Annotated in this window: 16 protein-coding genes and 1 tRNA gene; 6 read left to right on the plus strand and 11 right to left on the minus strand. The window is 71.7% G+C overall.

Going from position 1 to position 23,102, the window contains the following annotated elements; translation table 11 throughout:
* Window positions 1–10: 10 nt before the first annotated feature.
* Window positions 11–84 (minus strand) — tRNA-Leu (locus IG88_RS0106605).
* Between the two features lie 101 nt (window positions 85–185).
* Here IG88_RS0106605 and IG88_RS0106610 point away from each other — a divergent pair.
* The gene (locus tag IG88_RS0106610) at window positions 186–842 is read left to right on the plus strand and encodes an ANTAR domain-containing response regulator (protein ID WP_030402235.1); all 657 of its coding nucleotides are present in this window, start codon (window positions 186–188) and stop codon (window positions 840–842) included.
* Window positions 843–955: 113 nt separating this feature from the next.
* Here the strand turns inward: IG88_RS0106610 and IG88_RS0106615 are convergent, their stop codons facing one another.
* The 8 genes from IG88_RS0106615 to IG88_RS0106650 all read right to left on the minus strand — a co-directional run bounded on the left by IG88_RS0106615 (window position 956) and on the right by IG88_RS0106650 (window position 10,775).
* Complete coding sequence (locus IG88_RS0106615; RefSeq protein ID WP_031035979.1) at window positions 956–1,672, minus strand: ABC transporter ATP-binding protein; 717 nt, start codon at window positions 1,670–1,672, stop codon at window positions 956–958.
* Window positions 1,669–2,580, minus strand: a complete 912-nt coding sequence (locus tag IG88_RS0106620) for an ABC transporter ATP-binding protein (RefSeq protein ID WP_031035981.1) — start codon at window positions 2,578–2,580, stop codon at window positions 1,669–1,671. The genes IG88_RS0106615 and IG88_RS0106620 overlap by 4 nt, the downstream gene beginning before the upstream one ends.
* A 5-nt stretch (window positions 2,581–2,585) precedes the next feature.
* The gene (locus IG88_RS0106625) at window positions 2,586–4,412 is read right to left on the minus strand and encodes a branched-chain amino acid ABC transporter permease (protein WP_031035982.1); all 1,827 of its coding nucleotides are present in this window, start codon (window positions 4,410–4,412) and stop codon (window positions 2,586–2,588) included.
* Window positions 4,413–4,417: 5 nt separating this feature from the next.
* Window positions 4,418–5,350, minus strand: a complete 933-nt coding sequence (locus IG88_RS0106630; protein WP_031035984.1) for a branched-chain amino acid ABC transporter permease — start codon at window positions 5,348–5,350, stop codon at window positions 4,418–4,420.
* Between the two features lie 115 nt (window positions 5,351–5,465).
* Complete coding sequence (locus tag IG88_RS0106635; RefSeq protein WP_031035986.1) at window positions 5,466–6,704, minus strand: branched-chain amino acid ABC transporter substrate-binding protein; 1,239 nt, start codon at window positions 6,702–6,704, stop codon at window positions 5,466–5,468.
* Window positions 6,705–6,991: 287 nt separating this feature from the next.
* A complete protein-coding gene (locus IG88_RS0106640) occupies window positions 6,992–7,588 on the minus strand; it encodes a hypothetical protein (RefSeq protein ID WP_031035988.1) in 597 nt (198 codons plus the stop codon).
* A 328-nt stretch (window positions 7,589–7,916) separates the two neighbouring features.
* Window positions 7,917–8,405, minus strand: a complete 489-nt coding sequence (locus tag IG88_RS0106645) for a PaaI family thioesterase (protein ID WP_031035989.1) — start codon at window positions 8,403–8,405, stop codon at window positions 7,917–7,919.
* A gap of 90 nt (window positions 8,406–8,495) precedes the next feature.
* On the minus strand, window positions 8,496–10,775 hold the full coding sequence (locus IG88_RS0106650; RefSeq protein ID WP_031035991.1) for an FdhF/YdeP family oxidoreductase: 2,280 nt from the start codon (window positions 10,773–10,775) through the stop codon (window positions 8,496–8,498).
* Between the two features lie 191 nt (window positions 10,776–10,966).
* Between IG88_RS0106650 and polA the strand changes: the two genes are divergently transcribed.
* The 3 genes from polA (at window position 10,967) to IG88_RS0106665 (ending at window position 16,422) form a co-directional block, all read left to right on the plus strand.
* Window positions 10,967–13,690 (plus strand): DNA polymerase I, encoded by a 2,724-nt coding sequence (polA, locus tag IG88_RS0106655; protein ID WP_031035993.1) that lies wholly within the window; start codon window positions 10,967–10,969, stop codon window positions 13,688–13,690.
* 263 nt (window positions 13,691–13,953) lie between these two features.
* On the plus strand, window positions 13,954–14,361 hold the full coding sequence (locus IG88_RS0106660) for a hypothetical protein (RefSeq protein ID WP_199807422.1): 408 nt from the start codon (window positions 13,954–13,956) through the stop codon (window positions 14,359–14,361).
* 255 nt (window positions 14,362–14,616) lie between these two features.
* A complete protein-coding gene (locus tag IG88_RS0106665; RefSeq protein ID WP_031035997.1) occupies window positions 14,617–16,422 on the plus strand; it encodes a lytic transglycosylase domain-containing protein in 1,806 nt (601 codons plus the stop codon).
* A 34-nt stretch (window positions 16,423–16,456) separates the two neighbouring features.
* Here IG88_RS0106665 and IG88_RS0106670 read toward each other — a convergent pair whose 3' ends face one another.
* Both IG88_RS0106670 and IG88_RS0106675 read right to left on the minus strand, forming a co-directional pair.
* On the minus strand, window positions 16,457–19,234 hold the full coding sequence (locus tag IG88_RS0106670) for an ATP-dependent RNA helicase (protein WP_031035999.1): 2,778 nt from the start codon (window positions 19,232–19,234) through the stop codon (window positions 16,457–16,459).
* Between the two features lie 75 nt (window positions 19,235–19,309).
* Window positions 19,310–20,155 (minus strand): class I SAM-dependent methyltransferase, encoded by an 846-nt coding sequence (locus IG88_RS0106675; RefSeq protein WP_051851789.1) that lies wholly within the window; start codon window positions 20,153–20,155, stop codon window positions 19,310–19,312.
* Between the two features lie 320 nt (window positions 20,156–20,475).
* Here IG88_RS0106675 and rpsA point away from each other — a divergent pair, with 320 nt between their 5' ends.
* On the plus strand, window positions 20,476–21,984 hold the full coding sequence (gene rpsA, locus IG88_RS0106680) for a 30S ribosomal protein S1 (protein ID WP_030404504.1): 1,509 nt from the start codon (window positions 20,476–20,478) through the stop codon (window positions 21,982–21,984).
* A gap of 157 nt (window positions 21,985–22,141) precedes the next feature.
* On the plus strand, window positions 22,142–23,080 hold the full coding sequence (locus tag IG88_RS0106685) for a PAC2 family protein (protein ID WP_030404505.1): 939 nt from the start codon (window positions 22,142–22,144) through the stop codon (window positions 23,078–23,080).
* The last annotated feature ends 22 nt before the right edge of the window (window positions 23,081–23,102 follow it).

Consider the following 23,102-nt stretch of genomic DNA (forward strand, 5'->3'; position numbering starts at 1 on the left):
AAGGTGAAAGTGCCCCGGGTGGGACTCGAACCCACACTGAATGCCTTTTGAGGGCATCGTCTCTGCCGATTGGACTACCGGAGCCTCTTCGAACCGAAGGTCAGTGTAGCCCCTCGGTGACTCAAACATACAGGAGCTAGGTAGGCTCTTGTCAGCAGTACCCCTGCCCCGAACGAGGAGCCCACGTGACCGCCCCCGAGTCGCCCCAGCCCGCCGACGTGACCGACGACGACCAGTCGCACGTTCCTCCGCTGACGACCCGAGTCGTCATCGCCGAGGACGAGGCGCTCATCCGGCTGGATCTCAAAGAGATGCTGGAGGAGGAGGGCTACTCCGTCGTCGGTGAGGCCGGTGACGGGGAGCAGGCGGTCGAGCTGGCCCGGGAGCACAAGCCCGACCTCGTGATCCTGGACGTGAAGATGCCCAAGCTGGACGGCATCTCCGCGGCCGAGAAGATCGCCGAGGAGAGCATCGCGCCGGTGCTGATGCTGACCGCCTTCTCGCAGCGCGACCTGGTGGAGCGGGCCCGGGACGCCGGGGCCATGGCGTACCTCGTGAAGCCGTTCAGCAAGAGCGACGTCGTACCGGCGATCGAGATGGCCGTGTCGCGGTTCACGGAGCTGAAGGCGCTGGAGAAGGAGGTCGCCGACCTCAGCCAGCGGCTGGAGACGCGCAAGCTGGTGGACCGCGCCAAGTCCGTGCTGCAGACGGAGTACGGGCTGACCGAGCCGGCCGCCTTCCGGTGGATCCAGAAGACCTCGATGGACCGGCGGATGTCGATGCAGCAGGTGGCCGAGGCGGTCATCCAGGACGCCGAGGAGAAGAAGGCGGCCAAGGGCTGATCCAGGACTGAACCGGGGCCGACCCCCGGTCTGTCCGCGGGCGTACGAGTGAGGCCCGCGTCCCCGGTCCGGGGGGCGCGGGCCTCAGCCGTGTGCGTGGTGTGCCGGTCGCGTCAGTCCTCGCCGAGGTACGCCTTGCGGACCGACTCGTCGTGGAGCAGGTCCCGGCCGCTGCCGGACAGGACGATGTTGCCGACCTCCATGACGTGGCCCTGGTCGGCCAGGGAGAGGGCCGCCTGGGCGTTCTGCTCGACCAGCAGGATGGTGGTGCCCTGCGACTTCAGCTCCGCGATGGTCGCCATGATCTTCTGCATCATGATCGGCGAGAGGCCCATGGAGGGCTCGTCGAGCATGAGCAGCTTGGGCTGGGACATCAGCGCGCGGCCCATGGCGAGCATCTGCTGCTCACCGCCCGACAGGGTGCCCGCGGCCTGCTTGCGGCGCTCCCCGAGGATCGGGAAGAGGTCGTAGGCCCGCTGGATGTCCTTCTCGATGCCCGCCCGGTCGCTGCGCAGGAAGGCACCGAGGCGGAGGTTGTCCTCGATGGTCATGCGGGGGAAGATGTGCCGGCCCTCGGGCGAGTGGGCGAGCCCCAGGGAGACGATCTTGTGGGCGGGGATCTTCTTCAGCGACTTGCCGTTGAACCTGATCTGGCCGCCGACGGGCTTGAGGAGCCCGGAGAGCGTACGCAGCGTGGTGGTCTTGCCGGCGCCGTTGGTGCCGATGAGGGTGACCACCTCGCCGGCCTCGACCGTGAACGAGATGCCCTTGACGGCCTGGATCTTCCCGTAGGCGACTTTGAGGTCCTCGACTTCGAGGAGTGCGGTCATCGGTCGTTCTCCTTGCCGGGCGCGGCGTCCGTGGTGGCCTCGGCGGCGGCTTCGGCGGCCTCGACTTCGGCGGCTTCGGCGGCGCCGGGGTCGTTCTCCAGGGGTTCACCGATGTAGGCGGCGATGACGCGTTCGTCGCCCTGGACGGTGGCGGCGTCGCCCTCGACGAGTTTCTGGCCCTGGACGAGGACGGCCACGCGGTCGCAGAGGTTGAAGATGAACCGCATGTCGTGCTCGATGACGAGGACGGCGGTCCCCCGGTCGCGGATGGCGAAGATGAGTTCCTCGGCCGCCCGGGTCTCCTGGGGGTTCATACCGGCGGTGGGTTCGTCGAGGAGCAGCAGTCCGGGTTCGCTGGCGAGGGCGCGGGCGATCTCGAGCTTGCGCTGCTCGCCGTAGGGCAGGTTGCGGGCGAGGTGGTCGGCCTTGGCCCCGAGGCCGACGAACTCCAGGAGTTCCGTGGCGCGTTCGCGGGACGCCGCCTCGGCCTTGTGGAAGCCGGGGCCGCGCAGGACGGCCGACCAGAAGCCCTCCTTGGTGCGGGTGTGGCGGCCGACGAGGACGTTCTCCAGAACGGTCATGTTGCCGAAGAGCCGGATGTTCTGGAACGTCCGGGCGATGCCGGCGGCGGTGACCTTGAAGGACTTGGGCGGCAGGACCTGGCCCTTGTAGCGGACCTCGCCCTCGGTCGGGATGTAGAGACCGGTGAGGCAGTTGAAGAAGGTGGTCTTGCCGGCGCCGTTGGGGCCGATGAGCCCGACGATCTCGCCGCTGCTGACGGTGAGGTCGACGTCGCGGACGGCGGTGAGACCGCCGAAGCGCATGGTGACGCCGCGTGCGTCGAGGACCGTGGTGCCGGGGGCGGGGGCGCCCGGGGAGGTGTCCTTGGTGGTGGTGTCGGTGGTCATGGTGGTCAGGCCCCTGTCTTGCTCAGGACTGTGGGCGCGTCGGCCTCTTCGTGGAACTCCAGCTTGCGGCGCCGGTTGGGGATGAGTCCCTCGGGCCGGAAGCGCATCAGCAGGACCAGCGCGAGACCGAAGGCGAGGAGCTGGTAGTCGCCGAGGAACTGGAGCTTGTTGGGGATCAGGAAGAGCAGCGCGGCACCGATGAGGGGTCCGGCGATGGTGCCCATGCCGCCGAGGACGACCGCGGCGAGCAGGAAGGCGGAGTTGGGCGGGGTGGTGCCGGCGAACAGGTACTGCTCCGGGGTCACGGTGTAGGTGACGTGCGCCTGGACGGTGCCGGCGAGACCGGCGAGGGTGGCGCCGACGGCGAAGGCGATGAGCTTGACGCGGAAGCCGTTGATGCCCATGGCGAGTGCCGCGGTCTCGTCCTCGCGGATGGCGACCCAGGCACGGCCGATGCGCGAGTCGCCGCTGCGCCGGAAGACGAGGACGACCACGGCCGTGATGAGGAGCATCAGGAAGAAGTAGTTCGCGAACCGGCCGATGGTGAACCCGGCGATGTCGTGCTGGACGCCGAGGTCGAAGCCGAGGATGTTCAGGTCCGGGATGGACGCGATGCCGTTGGAGCCGTTGGTGATGTCCGGACCCGAGGTGCCGTCGGTGTTGTTGACCGCGATGCGGAAGATCTCACCGAAGCCGAGGGTGACGATGGCGAGGTAGTCGCCGCGCAGCCGCAGGGTCGGGGCGCCGATGAGCACGCCGAAGATCAGGGAGGCCACGGCCCCGACGAGTACGGCGGCCCAGAACGGGAAGTGGACGCCGAGCGGTGAGCTGGGCGAGCCGGAGACCAGGGCGGCCGCGTAGGCGCCGACGCCGAGGAAGGCGACGTAGCCGAGGTCGAGCAGGCCGGCGAGGCCGACGACGATGTTGAGACCGAGGGCGACCGTGGCGAAGATGAGGATGTAGACGCCGAGGGTCGCGTACTGGTCGTCGGTCTGTGTGAAGGGGAAGCAGGCCGCGGCGACGAAGGCACCGCAGACGGTGATGTTCTGGTGCCGTGCGGTGATCTGCGAGGCATGGGCGATCAGGCCGGAGCGGTTGAGGGCGCTGAACCCGAAGCCGGCGGTGATCAGGAACCCGACGAAGAGCTCGTCGTACTCGGTGCCGATGCCGTAGGTGAAGATCACCAGGGCGAGGGCCAGGACCGCGACGATGATCAGGATCTCGACGTAGGACGGCAGGGCGCGCACGGGGCCGGGGCTGTGCGAGGTGAAGGCGGCCCGCACGGTGGCCCAGCGGTGGCCGCTGTCGTGCTTGAACCGCTCCCAGCCGGTGTCGTCCGGGTCGAACGGGTCGGGTTCCGGCCGCTCGAAGGGAAGGGCGAGGGCGCCGACGAGGGCGATCAGCGTGGCGGCCGCGACGACGTAGCCGCCGGGCTCCAGGTTGACCAGGCCGCCCAGGTCGAAGCTGATGGCGAGGACGGTGTACCAGGCGGTGGCGAAGGTGCCCAGCGTGGCGTACTTGAGGGCGGCGTCGCCGCCGGACGGGGTGAGCCAGCCCAGTCCCTTGACGCCGTAGGACGAGAGTCCGAGCAGGGTGGCGAGTGCGCCGCCCACGAGGACGAGGACCTGGAGGCCGCCGGGGTAGCCGTAGACGGTGAGGTCGCCGGGGAACTCGGCGGTCCAGGTCCACGCGAGGAACGTGGAGACGACCGCGAGGGCGCTGCCGCCGGTGGCGAGGGCGCGGCCGAGATGCGCGGGTATGCCGATGAGGCCGGTGGGCGTGGTCGTGGCGGGGGCGGCCGGGGCGGTGGAAGGGGGAGTCTGTGTGGTCATCGGTGTCACGCCCTGTCCGCAACGCGTTCGCCGAGCAGGCCCTGTGGCCTGAACAACAGCACGAGGATGAGGAGGATGAAGGCCCAGACTTCGGCCCAGGACTGGCTGCCGAACTTGTCCAGGCCGGGGATGTCGGCGATGTAGGCGGTGGCCAGGGTCTCGACCACGCCGAGGACCACCCCGCCGATCATGGCGCCGTAGATGTTGCCGATGCCGCCGAGGACCGCCGCGGTGAAGGCCTTGAGGCCGAGGATGAAGCCCATCTTGAAGTCGATCTGGCCGTACTTGAGGCCGCTGGCGACGCCTCCGACGGCGGCGAAGACGGCACCGAGGGCGAAGGCGACCACGATGATGCGGTCGGTGTTGACGCCCATCAGCTTCGCGGTGTCGGGGTCCTGCGCGGTGGCCTGCATGCCGCGTCCGGTGCGGGTGCGCAGCACGAAGTAGGCGAGGAAGGCCATGCTGAGGGGTGCGGCGATCAGCAGGAAGATGTCGCCGGTCTGCAGCGTGGCACTGCCGATGCTGAAGGGGCCGCCCTCGATCTGCGGGAAGGGCAGCTTGGACTTGGCCTCGGGGTAGAAGGCCCAGACGGCCTGCTGGAGCGCCAGGGAGAGACCGATGGCGGTGATGAGCGGGGCCAGGCGGGGCGCGCCGCGCAGCGGGCGGTAGGCGAACCGTTCCGCTCCGATGGCGACGAGGACCGAGACGATCACGGCGCCGAGCAGCATCAGGGGCAGGGCCACCCAGATGGAGGTGCCGTCGGGCAAGACGTACAGATGTACGGTGAGGGCGCCGAAGGCGCCGACCATGAAGATCTCGCCGTGGGCGAAGTTGATGAGCTGGACAATGCCGTAGACCATTGTGTAGCCGATGGCGACCAGGCCGTACATGGATCCCAGTAGCAGGCCGTTGACCAGCTGCTGCGGCAGTTCGTTCACCGCATGTCCTCCGAGACTTTCGCGATGCTTCGACGGATGGGGCCGGATGCGAGTCCGCGCGGGACGCCAGTGGAACAGCGCCCCGCGCGGCTCTTGGGAGTGGTGCGGGCGGTGATCAGCCGGTGAAGGTGCCGGACTTCACGGTGCCCCACGCCCCGTCCTTGACGGAGTACACGGTGAGCTGCTTGTTGGTGGCGTCACCGAACTCGTCGAAGGAGACCTTGCCGGTCACTCCGTCGAAGGAGACGTTCTGCATCGCGTCGACGACCTTGGCGCGGGCGTCGTCGGGAAGCTTGCCGTCGTTGTCCTCGACGACCTTCTTGACGGCCTCGATGATCGCCCACGCCGAGTCGTAGGAGTAGCCGCCGTACGCCTCGTAGGCCTCCTTGTAGCCGGCGCTCTTGTAGTTGGCGACGAACTCCTTGGCGGAGGGGAGCTCCTCGACGGGCGCGCCGACCGAGGTGGCGAGGTCGCCGGTGCCCGCGGCACCCGCCAGCTTGATGAAGTCGGCGCTGTAGATGCCGTCGCCGCCGACCAGCGGGATCTTGGCGCCGGCTTCCTTGATCTGCTTGCTCAGCGGACCGGCCTGCGGGTACTCGCCGCCGTAGTAGACGACGTCGGCGCCCGCGTTCTTGACCTTGGTGGCGACCGCGCTGAAGTCCTTGCTCTCGGGGTTGATGTGCTCGGTGCCGACGACCTCGCCGCCGAGCTTCTTGAACTCGTCGGTGAAGGTGGCGGCGAGGCCGGCGCCGTAGGTCTTCTTGTCGTCGATGACGAAGACCTTCTTCTTCTTGGCGTCGTTGTAGACGTACTGCGCGGCGAACGGGCCCTGGATGGCGTCCGTGGTCGCGGTGCGGAAGTACGACTTGTACGGCCGGACCTTCTTGGTCTGCCAGTCCACGCCCTGGCTGAGGGCGGGGTTGGTGTTGGCGGGGGAGACCTCGACCAGCTTGGCGGTGTCGAAGACCTTCTGCATGGACTCGCCGACGGAGGAGTTCAGCGGACCGACGACGCCGAGCACGTCCTTGTTGGCGACGAGCTTGGTGGCGTTCTGCTGGCCGACGGAGGCCTGGCCCTGGTCGTCGAGGGCTTCGACCTTGAAGGTGACGCCCTCGACGTGCTTCTCCTTGTTGGCGGTCTTGGCCGCCAGGTCCACCGAGTTCTTGATGCCGAGGCCGAGCGCGGACAGGTCGCCGGTCAGCGGGGCGTCGACGCCGATGACGACGGTGGTGCCACCGCCGCCGTTGCCGGAGTCGGAGCCGCCGCCGTCGTCGTCGCGCGAGCCGCAGGCGGTGAGGGTGAGCGCTCCCGCCGCCAGAGCGGCGGTGATGGCGATGAGCGAACGTTGACGCACGATCAGTCCTTTCCCTGGCACGGCCGCTTCCCCGTGGAGACGGCCGAGTCGAGCGCGGGGCCGAAATGACAATCCGACGGCGCGGTGACTGGCCGTGACTCTAGGCGTGTGCAGGGAAGGTGGAGGAGGGTCTGACTCAGGCTGTGACTCTCTTGTTATGACACTTGGTATTGCAGAGCGGTACTGGCTGGGAAGAAGGGCTGAATTCAGGCCGATTCGCCCTGTCCGCATGCTGAGAACCCGCAGGACCGACGGGGCGTGTTCAGGTGTCTGGGGCGTTTTGGTGATTACCTGGAATCCTTGCCGCAGGCGGCCTCCAGGGTCCTGGAGAGGTCGTGCGCATAGCGCGCGCCCAGGATGAAACTGTGGGCCTCTATTGCGCGCGTATTACGCAGTGTTACATCCAGGAAAGGGAGTCCGGGATTCCGGGGCGCTTTTTCACATTCCGTCACCCGGAGGGTCACGATGATCTTGCGGGCGGAATGCGAATTTGTCTGGAAAGGTGCCGCGGGGGAGGTGGTCGCCGACAGGCCGTCGTAGGGCTGGGTCAGCCGGGTCACGGTGACGGGCGGTCCCGAGCGCACGCTCAGCAGCACCGTGAAGGTGAAACCGTCGGCCGCGGGTCCCGGGGAGCCGGTCGCCGGGGCCATGTAGACGAGGTCGACCGCCTGGGACGGGTAGGGCGGCGGGGGAGGGGGGCTCGGCTGCGGCCGGCTCGCGTACAGGTAACCGCCGCCCGCCGGGACGAGGAGGGCGGCGCCGCAGACGAGGAGGGTCCTGCGGTGGCGTGCGCAGGCCCGGGCGAGGCGGCCGCGCGGACGGGGTGGCGGTGCCTCCCTCACGAGGGTGTCCTCGCCCGGCTCGACGGGGCCGATCCCGCTCACGACAGCCGCGGGCCGTGGCCCGGACCGCCGTCGCGGTGCCCCTCGGCGCGTGTCCGCCATGCCTGAGCGCCGGTCAACCGCACGGCCTCGCAGGCGCCTTGGTCTCGCCCGGCGGCCCGCGCCGCGTCCACGGCCTTTCGCGGAGCGCCGTACTGACGGTTCGACAGTCCCATCGACTGATGGTCGCCGCAGGGCGCCCCGCCGTCCAGCGTCCCGCACGCCCGGTGCCCCGGTGCCCGGTGCCAGGTGCCCCGGCGCCCCGGTGCCCGAGGCCGGCGCCTGGTGCCCGGCGCCTGGTGCAGGGCGTGGGGCACCCGGCGCTCGGCGCTCAGCCCGCCGCGCGCGCCGGGGCCGCGTCGCCGGGGTTCACGTCCCGCAGCAGGCAGGTCAGCCGGGCCGTGCACACCCGGCGGTCCTGCTCGTCGCTGATCACGACCTCGTACGTCGCCGTCGAGCGGCCCCGGTGCACCGGCGTGGCCACCCCGGTGACCAGGCCGGAGCGGACGCCGCGGTGGTGGGTGCAGTTCAGGTCGACACCGACGGCGATCTTCGAGGCGCCGCCGTGCAGCATCGAGCCGACCGACCCGAGCGTCTCGGCCAGCACGGCAGAGGCGCCGCCGTGCAGCAGGCCGTACGGCTGGGTGTTGCCCTCCACGGGCATGGTGCCTACGACCCGGTCCGCCGACGCCTCGACGATCTGGACGCCCATGCGGGTGCCCAGATGACCGGCGGAGAACAGCGCGGGCAGGTCGACGCCGAGCGCGGCGTACTCGTCGATGACCTCCTGCGGGAACTGCACCTGCTGCTGCTCGCCCATGGGCCGGCTCCGTTTCCTCGATCCGTCGGGGGCCCGCCGGCCGGCCGCCACGACCGGCGTGACCGGCCGGCCACGTTGCTGAGCAAACGCTCAGTCGGTCGCCGATTGTTCCAGACGGACGACCACGGACTTGCTGGCCGGGGTGTTGCTGGTGTCCGCGGTGGCGTCCAGCGGCACCAGGACGTTGGTCTCCGGGTAGTACGCCGCCGCGCAGCCCCGGGCCGTCGGGTAGTGCACGACGCGGAAACCGGGCGCCCGCCGCTCCACCCCGTCCCGCCACTCGCTCACCAGGTCGACGTACGCGCCGTCCGCGACGTCCAGCCTCCGGGCGTCCTCGGGGTTGACCAGGACGACCCGGCGGCCGTTCCTGATGCCCCGGTAACGGTCGTCCAGGCCGTAGATGGTGGTGTTGTACTGGTCGTGCGAGCGCAGCGTCTGCAGCAGCAGGCGGCCCTCGGGCAGCTCGGGGAACTCCACCGGCGCGGCGGTGAAGTTGGCCTTCCCGGTGGCCGTCGGGAAGCGCCGCTCGTCGCGCGGGGCGTGCGGCAGCGCGAAGCCCCCGGGGTGCGCCACGCGCGCGTTGAAGTCCTCGAAGCCCGGCACGACACGCCCGATGCGGTCGCGGATCGTCGCGTAGTCCTTCTCGAACTCCTCCCACGGCGTGCGGCTCTCCTCGCCCAGCACCCGGCGCGCCAGCCGGCACACGATCGCCGGCTCGGACAGCAGGTGCCGGCTCGCGGGCTCCAGCCTGCCGCGGGAGGCGTGCACCATGCCCATGGAGTCCTCCACGGTCACGAACTGCTCGCCGCCGCCCTGCAGATCGCGCTCGGTGCGGCCCAGCGTCGGCAGGATCAGCGCCCGCGCGCCCGTGACCGCGTGCGAGCGGTTCAGCTTCGTCGACACGTGCACGGTGAGCCGCGCGCGGCGCATGGCCGCCTCGGTGACCTCCGTGTCGGGCGAGGCGGAGACGAAGTTGCCGCCCATGGCGAAGAAGACCTTCGCCTCGCCGTCGCGCAGCGCGCGGATGGCCCGCACGACGTCGTAGCCGTGCTCGCGCGGCGGGGCGAAGCCGAACTCCTTCTCCAGGGCGTCCAGGAACGCGGGCGCGGGCCGCTCGAAGATGCCCATCGTGCGGTCGCCCTGCACGTTGGAGTGGCCGCGCACCGGGCACACGCCCGCACCGGGGCGCCCGATGTTGCCGCGCAGCAGAAGGAAGTTGACCACTTCGCGGATCGTCGGCACCGAGTGCTTGTGCTGGGTCAGGCCCATCGCCCAGCACACGATGGTGCGCTTCGAGGCGAGCACCATGCGCAGCGCCTCCTCGATCTCCGCGCGCGAGAGACCGGTCGCCGCGAGCGTCCGGTCCCAGTCGGCGGCGCGGGCCGCCGCGGCGAACTCCTCGTAGCCGTGCGTGTGTTCCTCGACGAACGCCTCGTCGACCGCGCCCTCGGTCTCCAGGATCAGCTTGTTGAGGAGCCGGAACAGGGCCTGGTCGCCGCCGAGACGGATCTGCAGGAACAGGTCGGTGAGGGAGGCGCCCGCGGTCAGGCCCTTGGGGGTCTGCGGATTCTTGAAACGCTCCAGACCCGCCTCGGGCAGCGGATTGACGCTGATGATCCGCGCGCCGTTCGCCTTGGCCTTCTCCAGGGCCGAGAGCATCCGCGGGTGGTTGGTGCCCGGGTTCTGGCCGGCCACGATGATCAGGTCGGACTCGTACAGGTCCTCCAGCAGGACGCTGCCCTTGCCGACGCCGATGGTCTCGGACAGGGCCGAGCCGGACGACTCGTGGCACATGTTGGAGCAGTCCGGCAGGTTGTTGGTGCCCAGCTCGCGGGCGAAGAGCTGGTAGAGGAACGCCGCCTCGTTGCTGGTGCGCCCCGAGGTGTAGAAGACGGCCTCGTCGGGCGAGTCCAGCGCGGCGATCTCCTCCGCGACGATGTCGAAGGCGCGCTCCCAGGTGACCGGCTCGTAGTGCTCGCCGCCCTCGGGCAGGTACACCGGGTGCGTCAGCCGGCCCTGCTGGCCCAGCCAGTAGCCGCTGCGGGTCGCGAGGTCGGCCACGGGGTGCGCGGCGAAGAACTCCGGGGTGACCCGGCGCAGGGTGGCCTCCTCGGCCACGGCCTTCGCGCCGTTCTCGCAGAACTCCGCCTTGTGCCGGTGGTCGCCCTCCGGCCAGGCGCAGCCCGGGCAGTCGAAGCCGTCCTTCTGGTTGACGTTCAGCAGCGTCAGCGCCGTCCGCCGCACACCCATCTGCCGTTGCGCGATCCGCAGGGTGTGGCCGATGGCGGGGATGCCCGCCGCCGCGTGCTTGGGTTCCGAGACCTGCGGCGCGTCCTGAACCGGGTCACCCTTGGGCGGCTTGCTCGCCATCGCGCGCTCCTTCGCCTACGCGTTGTGAAGTACGTCTCCGATCCTCGCACGCCCCGTCGGCGCCGAGGCGGTCCGGGAGGGGCGGAGGTGGTGAGCAAAGCTCGCGGAACCTGCGGGGGCGCCGTCGGGCGCCCGGCGCGGAACGGCGAGGGCGGGGCCGAGTGTCAGTGGCACGTGGCAGGATCGGTGTCGTGGCGAAGACAGCATCGAAGAAGACCGACAGCACCTCCGGCGGCCGACCGCGGCTGATGCTCATGGACGGGCACTCGCTGGCGTACCGCGCGTTCTTCGCGCTGCCCGCGGAGAACTTCACGACCGCGACGGGCCAGCCGACCAACGCGATCTACGGCTTCGCGTCGATGCTGGCCAACACCCTGCGTGACGAGGCGCCCACGCACTTCGCGGTGGCGTTCGACGTCTCCCGCAAGACCTGGCGGTCCGAGGAGTTCACCGAGTACAAGGCGAACCGCTCCAAGACCCCGGACGAGTTCAAGGGGCAGGTCGAGCTGATCGGCGAGCTGCTCGACTCCATGCACGTCCCCCGCTTCGCCGTCGAGGGCTTCGAGGCGGACGACGTCATCGCCACCCTCGCCACCCAGGCCGAGGCCGAGGGCTTCGACGTCCTGATCGTCACCGGCGACCGGGACTCCTTCCAGCTCGTCAGCGAGCACACCACGGTGCTGTACCCGACCAAGGGCGTCTCCGAGCTGACCCGCTTCACCCCGGAGAAGGTCTTCGAGAAGTACGGACTGACCCCCGCCCAGTACCCCGACTTCGCGGCGCTGCGCGGCGACCCGTCCGACAACCTGCCCGGCATCCCCGGCGTGGGCGAGAAGACGGCAGCGAAGTGGATCAACCAGTTCGGATCCTTCGCGGAGCTGGTCGAGCGCGTCGACGAGGTCAAGGGCAAGGCCGGGCAGAACCTCCGCGACCACCTGGAGTCCGTCAAGCTCAACCGCCGGCTCACCGAGCTGGAGCGCCGGGTCGAGCTGCCGAGGACCGTCGCCGACCTGGAGCGGAGCGCGTACGACCGCAAGGGCGTCGCGATGATCCTGGACACCCTGGAGATCCGCAACCCCTCCCTGCGCGAGCGGCTCTACGCCGTGGACCCGGGCGCCGCGGAGGCCGAGGCCGCCCCGGTGGTCGCGGACGGCGTGGAACTGGACGGCACGGTGCTGGGCACGGGCGAGCTGGCCGGCTGGCTCGCCGAGCACGGGCAGCAGCCGCTCGGCGTGGCCACGGTTGACACCTGGGCGCTGGGCACCGGCTCGGTCACCGAGGTCGCGCTGGCGGCGGCCGACGGGAAGGCCGCCTGGTTCGACCCGACGGAGAGCGACGAGGCCGACGAGAGGGCGTTCCGGGCCTGGCTCTCCGACCCCGGGCGGCCGAAGGTCCTGCACAACGCCAAGGACGCGATGCGCGTCTTCGCCGAGCACGGCTGGAGCCTCGCCGGCGTGGGCATGGACACCGCGCTGGCCGCCTACCTGGTCAAGCCGGGCCGCCGCTCCTTCGACCTGGACGCGCTGTCCCTGGAGTACCTGCACCGCGAGCTGGCCCCCGCCGCCGCGGCCGACGGGCAGCTCGCCTTCGGCACGGACGAGGGCGCCGAGGCCGAGGCGCTGATGGTGCAGGCCCGCGCCATCCTCGACCTGGGCGAGGCCTTCGAGGGCCGCCTCGCCGACGTCGGCGCCGCCGACCTGCTGCGCGACGTGGAGCTGCCCACGTCCGCCCTGCTCGCCCGCATGGAGCGGCACGGCATCGCGGCCGACCGGGAACACCTCCGGGCCATGGAGCAGATGTTCGCGGGCGCCGTCCAGCAGGCGGTGAAGGAGGCCCACGCGGCGGCCGGACGGGAGTTCAACCTGGGCTCGCCCAAGCAGCTCCAGGAGGTCCTCTTCGGCGAGCTGAACCTGCCCAAGACCAAGAAGACCAAGACCGGCTACACCACCGACGCCGACGCCCTGGCCTGGCTTGCCGCCCAGACGGACAACGAGCTGCCGGTGATCATGCTGCGCCACCGCGAGCAGGCCAAGCTGCGGGTCACGGTGGAGGGCCTGATCAAGACGATCGCCGCGGACGGCCGCATCCACACCACGTTCAACCAGACCGTCGCCGCGACCGGCCGCCTCTCCTCCACGGACCCGAACCTGCAGAACATCCCGGTCCGCACCGACGAGGGCCGCGCCATCCGCCGCGGCTTCGTGGTCGGCGAGGGCTTCGAGTCCCTGATGACGGCCGACTACAGCCAGATCGAGCTGCGGGTGATGGCACACCTCTCCGAGGACGCGGGCCTGATCGAGGCGTTCACCTCCGGCGAGGACCTGCACACCACCGCCGCCGCCCAGGTCTTCTCCGTCGAGCAGTCGGCCGTGGACGCGGAGATGCGCCGCAAGATCAAGGCCATGTCCTACGGGCTGGCGTACGGCCTGTCCGCCTTCGGCCTCTCCCAGCAGCTCAACATCGAGGCGGCCGAGGCCCGCGGCCTGATGGACGCCTACTTCGAGCGCTTCGGCGGCGTACGCGACTACCTGCGCCGCGTCGTCGACGAGGCACGGGCCACCGGCTACACGGCCACCCTCTTCGGCCGCCGCCGCTACCTGCCCGACCTCAACAGCGACAACCGCCAGCGCCGCGAGGCGGCCGAGCGCATGGCCCTGAACGCACCGATCCAGGGCACGGCGGCCGACATCGTCAAGATCGCCATGCTCAACGTGGACAAGGCGCTGAGCGAGGCCGGCCTCCGCTCCCGCATGCTCCTCCAGGTCCACGACGAAATCGTCCTGGAGATCGCCCCGGGCGAACGCAAGGCGGCGGAAGAACTGGTCCGCCGGGAAATGGCCAACGCGGTGCGGCTCAGGGTCCCCCTGGGCGTCTCGGTGGGCGCGGGCGACGACTGGGAGTCGGCAGCCCACTAGCGCCGCCGTCCTGGCCGGGGGGCTGCTGGGGCGGTGAAGCCCGCTTGGGTGAAGTCGGGGGTGAGGGCGGGCGCAGCGGCACTTCGCCGCATCGGGCCGCCCGCCCGCCCACCGCGACACCGGGCACGGACGGCGCCGGGGCGGGGCGCTCGTCCGCCCGGCCCCCGCCGGACGGCGCCCGGTTCCACCCGCCCGCCCGTCCCCGTCACTCCGGTGGCCCCCGAGGAAACGCCCCGCCCCCGCACTCGCCCCAGGATGCGGGCATGGGTATACGCATGCTCCACCACCGGACGACACCGGCACGGGCACGCACCGACGGACCCGCCCGCGTGCCACACCTCCCGGTCCCGGTCTGCGCACCGGGCGCAAGTACCGGCCGCACCCCCTCCACCCCCGCCACGGTCCTGCACCGCACCGCGAAGGACCTCCGCCGCAGACTCGCCCGCCGGGCCCCTGCGCCGACCGACACCACGGCGACCAGCGGCCCGCGGGAGTCTCCGGCCCGGCACCAGCGGGCCGACGCCCGGCACCAGTGGGCCGACCTGCTCCGCGGCTACCTCGCCCTCGCCCTCACCCTGCTGCCGCGCCCCCGCCCCACCCGCACCTTCACCGTGTTCGTCGCGCCCGCCGACACCCTGGGCGCACGACGCGCCGGTCCGGCCCCGTACTGAGCGCGGCCCGCGGCGCATGTGGCCAACCGGTGAATACCGGGCACGAACGGGTGCCCGTGCAAAGCAAGTTGTCGTAGGGTCGCCTGCGGCACCGTACGGTCGAACGGACGAACACCGTGCTCGGAGGGGTGTGGTGCAACCGTAGGGGCCCCACGATCGTCACAACAGGACGGGCACAGCGGGTACAACGGGCGAGCACGACGGCACAAGACGCACGGAGCAGGACGCGCGGGCGTCCAGGGGAGGGGTCACTCTATGGCGGCGCATTTCGACAGGAGGCTCCGCAAGGCGGCGGTCACCACCACCGTCGCGGCGGTCGTGGTCGCGGCCCTGTCCGCGTCCCAGGCCCCCGACGTGACGGCCGACAGCAACGGCAGGCAGACCGCCGCCGACAACGTGCCGTCGTCCGACACGCCCGCCACCGAGAGCGCCACCGGCAACTCGCCCTACTACACCGACCTGCCGCCCCTCAACAGCCCCAGCCCCGCCCCCACCACGGGGATTCCCACGTCGCCGGGCGCGTCCGAGGCCGGCATTCCCGCGACCGTCCTCGACGCCTACAAGAAGGCCGAGTCGGAGCTGCGCCGTGCCAAGCCCGGCTGCAACCTGCCGTGGCAACTGCTCGCCGCCATCGGCAAGGTGGAGTCCGGTCAGGCCCGCGGCGGCCGCGTCGACGCCAACGGCACCACGATCGGCAGGATCATCGGCCCGCAGCTCGACGGCAACGGCTTCGCGCTCATCAAGGACACCGACAACGGCGTCTACGACGGCAACAGCAGCTACGACAACGCCGTCGGCCCCATGCAGTTCATCCCCTCCACCTGGGCGTGGGCGGGCCGCGACGGCAACGGCGACGGCAAGAAGGACCCCAACAACGTCTACGACGCCGCGCTCGCCGCCGGCCACTACCTGTGCCGCTTCGGCTGGGACCTGTCCGACCAGGCCGACCTCAACCGCGCGATCCTCAGCTACAACAACTCGCAGGACTACCTCAACACGGTCCTGTCGTGGCTGGAGCACTACCGCAGGGGCACCCACGAGATCCCGGACGGCACCGGCAGCCTCCCGGTGGGCCGCAGCGACGCCCCCTTCGCGGGCGCCGGCCCCTCCTCGCCGGGCCGCACGGGCGGGAGCAGCGGGCCCAGGACCCCCGGCACGGCGTCGCCCGGCCCGGACCGGTCCCCGGGCAAGCCGTCGACGCCGGCCAAGCCGTCGACACCGGGCAAGCCCACCAGCCCCGGGAATCCGGGCACCAAGCCCCCGACGGACCCGGCGCCGCCGACCGGGACCCCCACGCCGACGCCCACGCCCACCGACACCGTGCACCACCTGGAGAACGCCGGCACCACCGGGCTCACCGCGACCGCGGGCGAGATCTTCGCCAAGAGGATCAGCACCCGCGCCGAGACGGAGGACGGCGAAGCCGTCGGCAAGGTCCGCGTCCGCTTCACCATCCTGGGCGACACGGACGCCGCCTTCACCGGCGGCGAGAAGGTCGCCGCGGTCACCACCAACGCCTCCGGCGTGGCCGTCGCGCCCGCGCTGGTGGCCGGCGAGCAGACCGGGGCGTTCACCGTCCGCGCCACCGTGATCGGCCGTTCCGTCCCGGGCCTCGACTACAAGGCCACCGTCACCGAGCGCGTCGCCGACACCCTCACCCGCACCACCGACGCCGAACTGACGTGCACGCCGGGCGGCGAGTTCGCCGCGCCGGTCGAGGTGAAGGCCACGCTCAAGGGCGCCGTCGCGGACAAGGTCGCCGTCACGGCCACCCTCGTCAAGTCGGACGCCGACCCGGCCGAGAACGACAAGGGCCCCTACTTCAAGGACGCCGACGGCAAGCCCGTCCGCACCCTCACCGGCCTGACGACCGACGCCAAGGGCCTGCTGCGGCTCCCGAAGCTGTACGCCGACGACGCCGAGGGCACGTACGTCCTGCGCCTGACAACGGCGGGCGGCGCCACCCTCGACATCACCTTGAAGGTGGCCGAGGCGGCCGAACCGACGCCGGACCCGTCCACCGCGCCGTCCGAAAGCCCCTCGGCCGAACCGGAGGCGTGACCGCGGGCCCGGTGCGACGCCCCCGGGTGCGCGGTCACCGGCCCGGCCGGGCCTTGGTGTGCCGGGTGGGCTCCGCGGTGGCGGGGTCCTCCGGCCACGGGTGCTTCGGGTACCGGCCGCGCAGCTCCGCGCGGACGCCCCGGTACCCGTCCCGCCAGAAGGAGGCCAGGTCGGCGGTGACCGCGGCGGGTCGCCCGGCGGGGGAGAGCAGGTGCACGAGGAGAGGCACCCCCGCGACCTCCGGCGACCGCTGGAGCCCGAACATCTCCTGCAACTTCACCGCGAGGACGGGCTGTTCGGGATTGCCGTAGTCGACCCGGACCCTGGACCCGCTGGGGACGGTGATCCGCTCCGGGGCCAGCTCGTCGAGCCGTGCCGCCTCCCCGGAGGCCCAGGGCAGCAGCCGGGTCAGCGCCTCGGGCGCGTCGATCCGGCCCAGGTCCGCCCGCCGCCGCGCCCGGCCCAACTCCGGTTCCAGCCACTCGTCCACGCGGTCGAGGAGCGCCTCGTCGGCGACGTCCGGCCAGGGCTCGCCCAGGTGCCGTCGCAGGAACGCGAGACGCTTGCGCAGCAGCTCGAAATCGGCCGGCCGGCGCAGCAGCCCGAACCCTTCCCGCCGCAACCCCTCCAGCAGCGCGCCCCGTACGAGACGCGGGTCGGCGCCGGCGAGCGGCCGCACCGCCAGCTCCACCGCCCCGAGCCGTTCGACGCGCCGGGCCACCACGTCGCCGTCGGCCCAGTGCACCTCGTCCCGTTCCGTCAGCAGCGCCCGCGCCGCGAGCCGCGCGACGTCCTCGTCGACGACCGCGCCGAGCTGCACGCGCGCGTGCCCCCTGCCCACGGGCCGGTCGGCCACGGCGACGGCGATCCACCGCGCCCCGCGCAGCGCGGACGCCTCCGCCAGCTCCGCCCGGGTGCCGGACACCATCAGGTACGAACCGCCCTCCTTCCTGGCCACCCGCTCGGGAAACGCCAGAGCGGCCACCAGCCCGGCGAGCACGTCGTCCCCGGCCCGCTGCCGCGCGCGCCCGCCGGAGGCACCGTCCGCGGCACCCCGCAGCCGCCGCACCTCGGCCCGCCACCGTGCCCCGTAGGCGTCCCCGCCCCGCCGGGCCGCCCGCAGCGCGCCCGGAAGATCGTCCCCGTACTCCCGCGGCGCCTCCTCGCTCAACAGCCCCACCACTTCGGCGACCACCTCGCTCTCCGCGTCCCAGGAGCCTGTTCCGGAACCGCCGGTCCGGTTCCCGGCCGAGCCGGATGCCCCCGTTCCGGAGCCGCCGGTCCCGGAGGGGAGCGTGCCGGACCCGCCGTCCCCGGAGGCGTCGGGACCGGCCGCCCACGTGGTGCCGCCCGCAGGGCCCCGCGGGGCCGGGCCGCCGCCCGCCGCGGCACTCCCGCCCGCGGGCACCGCCCCGGCGCCCGGAGGCGCTGCCGCCGCCCGCGAACCGGACCGGCGCGACACCTCCGCGCTCAGCTCCGGCGCGTCCAGGAGCGCCCGGCCCAGCCGGGGATGCAGCCCGAGGCGGGCCAGCCGTGCGCCGCGCTCCGTCGCCCGCCCGGCCGCGTCCACCGCGCCCACCGCCGCCAGCACCGACCGGGCGGCCGACATGGCCCCGCCCGGCGGCGGATCGAGCAGCGCGAGACCGGACGCGTCCGGATCGCCCCAGCAGGCCGCCTGCAGCGCGAACGCCGTCAGGTCGGCCACCTTGATCTCCGGCGCCGGGAACGGCGGCAGACGGGCGTCCTCCGCCTCCGCCCAGCAGCGGTACACCACCCCCGGCGCCTCACGGCCGGCCCGGCCCGCCCGCTGCCGTGCCGCCGCCCGCGAGGCCCGTACCGTCGTCAGCGCGCTCAGCCCCCGCGCGTGGTCCACCCGCGGCTCCCGCGCGAGGCCCGCGTCCACGACCACCCGCACGCCCGGAACCGTCAGCGACGACTCGGCCACCGAGGTCGCCAGCACCACCCTGCGCCGCGCCCCGGGAGCCAGCACCGCGTCCTGCACGGCCGCGGGGGCCCGCCCGTGCACCTGGAGCACGTCGACGTCCCCGGGCGCCCCCAACAGCCCGGCGACGCGGGCGATCTCACCGACTCCCGGCAGGAAACACAGCACGTCCCCGTCCCGCTCGGCCAGCGCCCGGCGCACCACCGACGCCACGTGCGCGAGCAGGGCCGGGTCGACCCGCATCCCGTGCGGCGGCCGCACCGGACGCGCCGGAGGCGCCCACACGACCTCGACGGGATACGACACGCCCGGCGCCTCGACGACCGGCGCGCCGCCCAGCAGCCGGGACCAGCCCTCGGCATCGGTCGTGGCGGACGCGGCCACCAGCCGCAGCTCCGGCCGCAGGGCCTGCCGCACGTCCCACAGGAACGCCGCCGTCGTGTCCGCGTCCAGATGCCGCTCGTGGCACTCGTCCAGCACCACCGTGTCGACGCCCGTCAGTTCCTGGTCCCGCTGGAGGCGCTGCAGCAGCACACCGGTCGTGACGACCTCCACGCGCGCGTGGGGCCCGACGACCCGTTCACCGCGCACCGTGTACCCGATCCGCCCGCCCGGCCGCTCACCGAGCAGCCACGCCATCCGCCGCGCCGCGGCCCGCGCCGCGATCCGCCGCGGCTCGGCCACGACCACGCGCCGCGCGGAGGCGTCCGCCCCGTCCAGCAGACCGGCCAGTGCCAGCGGCACCAGCGTCGTCTTGCCGGTGCCGGGCGGCGCGACCAGCACCGCCGTGCCGTGCCCCTCCAGGGCCTCGTGCAGCGCGGGCAGGGCACCGCGCACGGGCAGCGCGTCCAGGGCGTCGTAACGGATCACGCCCCCAGTGTCGTACGTCCGCGAAAGCACCCTCCACGCGCGCGTGGACCCGCCCCGGCGCAGTCCCGCTGCGCCTCAGTCCCGCTCGCAGACGAAGATCGCCGTTCCCGGGATCAGGTGCCCGCGCAGCGGCGACCAGCCGCCCCACTCCGAGGTGTTCCAGTCCGGCCACTCCGGCTCCACGAGGTCCACCAGCCGGAACCCGGACGTCACCACGTCCCGCACCCGGTCGCCGAGCGTCCTGTGGTGCTCGACGTACACCGCGAGACCCTCCTCGTCCTGCTCGACGTACGGCGTGCGGTCGAAGTACGACGCGGACACCGACAGCCCCTCGGGACCGGGCTCGTCCGGGAACGCCCAGCGCAGCGGATGCGTGACGGAGAAGACGAAGCGGCCGCCGGGCCGCAGCACCCGGTGCACCTCCCGCAGCACCAGCCGCGGGTCGGCGACGAACGGCAGCGCCCCGTACGCCGAGCACGCCAGGTCGAACGAGCCGTCCGCGAAGGGCAGCACCGAGGCGTCGGCGCACACCAGCGGGAACGAGCCGCCGATGCGCAGCGCGTGCTGGAGCTGGCGGTGGGAGAGGTCCAGGGCCACCGGGCGGGCGCCCTGGGCGGTCAGCCAGCGCGAGCACTGGGCGGCGCCGGCGCCGATCTCCAGGACGTCCTTGCCCTTCAGCTCCTCCGGCGGGCCGAGCAGCTCGGCCTCCACCTCGTCCAGGCCCTCGGGACACCACACGAAGCGGTCGTCGCCGAGGAAGGTGCCGTGCTCGGTCTGGTACTCGTCCGCGTTCCGGTCCCACCAGCCGCGGTTGGCGCGGGAACTCTCCGTGACACCGGCCGCACGCCGGGTGGCCTCGGGCTCGGCTTCTTCGGCTCCGAAGGGCCCCGCTGCGGCCTCGGACGTTACGGGCTCTTGGATGACCGGCTCCCTCGTACTAGTCTGCGGGCTCCTCGGGGAGCAACTTCTGTGCCGGGTATGCGGCGATCCGCCCCGGGTGTGCGGCTTCGTGCATTGACCCTGCCCGGCTGCCCCCGTATGCTACAAGTTGCGCTGCGGGCCTGCGCACCTCAGACGTAGCAGGTCGCGCTCGCATCTGTTGTATGTCCCCTCGGTTCTCGAGGCATCACCAGTGGATTCGGGTGACGCTTCCTTGGCTGTCCGGCTTCTGCAGAGCGAAACGGGCTCCCGGCGCAAGCAGTACCTACGACTTCAATGTCCGTACCGGAGCCCTTTCCCACATGACGAGCAGCACCGAGACCACCGCCACCACCCCGCAGGTTGCGGTCAACGACATCGGTAACGAGGAAGCCTTCCTCGCCGCGATCGACGAGACGATCAAGTACTTCAACGACGGCGACATCGTCGACGGCGTCATCGTGAAGGTCGACCGGGACGAGGTCCTGCTCGACATCGGTTACAAGACCGAAGGTGTCATCCCGAGCCGCGAGCTCTCGATCAAGCACGACGTCGACCCCAACGAGGTCGTCGCCGTCGGTGACGAGATCGAGGCCCTGGTCCTCCAGAAGGAGGACAAGGAAGGCCGCCTGATCCTCTCGAAGAAGCGCGCCCAGTACGAGCGTGCCTGGGGCACCATCGAGAAGATCAAGGAAGAGGACGGCATCGTCACCGGTACCGTCATCGAGGTCGTCAAGGGTGGTCTCATCCTCGACATCGGCCTCCGCGGCTTCCTCCCGGCCTCCCTGGTCGAGATGCGCCGCGTCCGCGACCTCCAGCCCTACGTGGGCAAGGAGCTCGAGGCGAAGATCATCGAGCTGGACAAGAACCGCAACAACGTGGTCCTGTCCCGCCGTGCCTGGCTGGAGCAGACCCAGTCCGAGGTCCGCCAGACGTTCCTCACCACCCTGCAGAAGGGTCAGGTCCGTTCCGGCGTCGTCTCCTCGATCGTCAACTTCGGTGCCTTCGTGGACCTGGGTGGCGTCGACGGTCTGGTCCACGTCTCCGAGCTGTCCTGGAAGCACATCGACCACCCGTCCGAGGTCGTCGAGGTCGGCCAGGAGGTCACCGTCGAGGTCCTCGACGTCGACATGGACCGCGAGCGCGTCTCCCTGTCGCTGAAGGCGACCCAGGAAGACCCGTGGCAGCAGTTCGCCCGCACCCACCAGATCGGCCAGGTCGTGCCCGGCAAGGTCACGAAGCTGGTGCCGTTCGGTGCGTTCGTCCGCGTGGACGAGGGCATCGAGGGTCTGGTCCACATCTCCGAGCTGGCCGAGCGCCACGTGGAGATCCCGGAGCAGGTCGTCCAGGTCAACGACGAGATCTTCGTCAAGGTCATCGACATCGACCTCGAGCGCCGTCGCATCAGCCTCTCGCTGAAGCAGGCCAACGAGGCCTTCGGTGCCGACCCGACCGCGGTTGAGTTCGACCCGACCCTGTACGGCATGGCCGCGTCCTACGACGACCAGGGCAACTACATCTACCCCGAGGGCTTCGACCCCGAGACCAACGACTGGCTCGAGGGCTACGAGACCCAGCGCGAGGCCTGGGAGACGCAGTACGCCGAGGCCCAGCAGCGCTTCGAGCAGCACCAGGCGCAGGTCATCAAGTCCCGCGAGGCGGACGAGAAGGCCGCTGCCGAGGGTGTCGACACCGCGGGTGCGGCCCAGGCCGCGTCCGGCGGCGGTGGCGGCGGCTCGTACTCCTCCGAGGGCGGCGACAACTCCGGCGCCCTGGCGTCGGACGAGGCGCTGGCCGCGCTGCGCGAGAAGCTGGCCGGCGGCCAGAGCTGAAGCTGAACACCGGCCGCTGACACACAGCGGCTGAGGCACAGCGGTTGACCGAGGGGCCGCACCTTCCGAGGTGCGGCCCCTTCGGTGTTCCCCGCCGGGAATGCCCCGCCCCGTACGGACGTTGTCACTGACGAACACGAGGAGGGGAGCGGTCACCGTGCTTGATCCGCAGGATTTGTACACCTGGGAGCCGAAGGGCCTCGCCGTCGTCGACATGGCACTCGCCCAGGAGTCGGCCGGTCTGGTCATGCTGTACCACTTCGACGGATACATCGACGCCGGCGAGACCGGCGACCAGATCGTCGACCAGGTGCTCGACTCGCTGCCCCACCAGGTCGTCGCCCGGTTCGACCACGACCGGCTCGTGGACTACCGGGCCCGCCGTCCGCTGCTGACCTTCAAGCGCGACACCTGGACGGACTACGAGGAGCCCACCATCGAGGTGCGGCTCGCCCAGGACGCCACCGGAGCACCGTTCCTGATCCTGTCGGGCCCCGAGCCGGACGTGGAGTGGGAACGCTTCGCCGCCGCCGTGCGCCAGATCGTGGAACGGCTCGGTGTCCGCCTGGCCGTGAGCTTCCACGGCATTCCCATGGGCGTCCCGCACACCCGGCCCGTCGGCATCACCCCGCACGGCACCCGCACCGACCTCGTGCCGGGCCACCGCAGTCCCTTCGAGGAGGCGCAGGTCCCCGGCAGCGCGGAGGCGCTCGTCGAGTACCGGCTCGCGCAGGCGGGCCACGACGTCCTCGGCGTCGCCGCCCACGTTCCGCACTACGTCGCACGGTCCCCCTACCCGGACGCGGCGCTGACCGTCCTGGAGGCGATCACCGCGGCCACCGGTCTGGTCCTGCCGGGCATCGCGCACTCGCTGCGCACCGACGCCCACCGCACCCAGACGGAGATCGACCGGCAGATCCAGGAGGGCGACGAGGAGCTGACCGGCCTCGTCCAGGGCCTGGAGCACCAGTACGACGCGGCGGCGGGCGCCGAGACCCGGGGCAACATGCTCGCCGAGCCCGTCGAGATCCCCTCCGCGGACGAGATCGGCCGCGAGTTCGAACGGTTCCTGGCGGAGCGGGAGGGCGACAACTGACGGCGTGACCGGCACCCTCTAA

The sequence above is a fragment of the Streptomyces sp. NRRL F-5650 genome (assembly GCF_000721365.1).
GTDB classification, from domain to species: Bacteria; Actinomycetota; Actinomycetes; order Streptomycetales; family Streptomycetaceae; genus Streptomyces; species Streptomyces ardesiacus.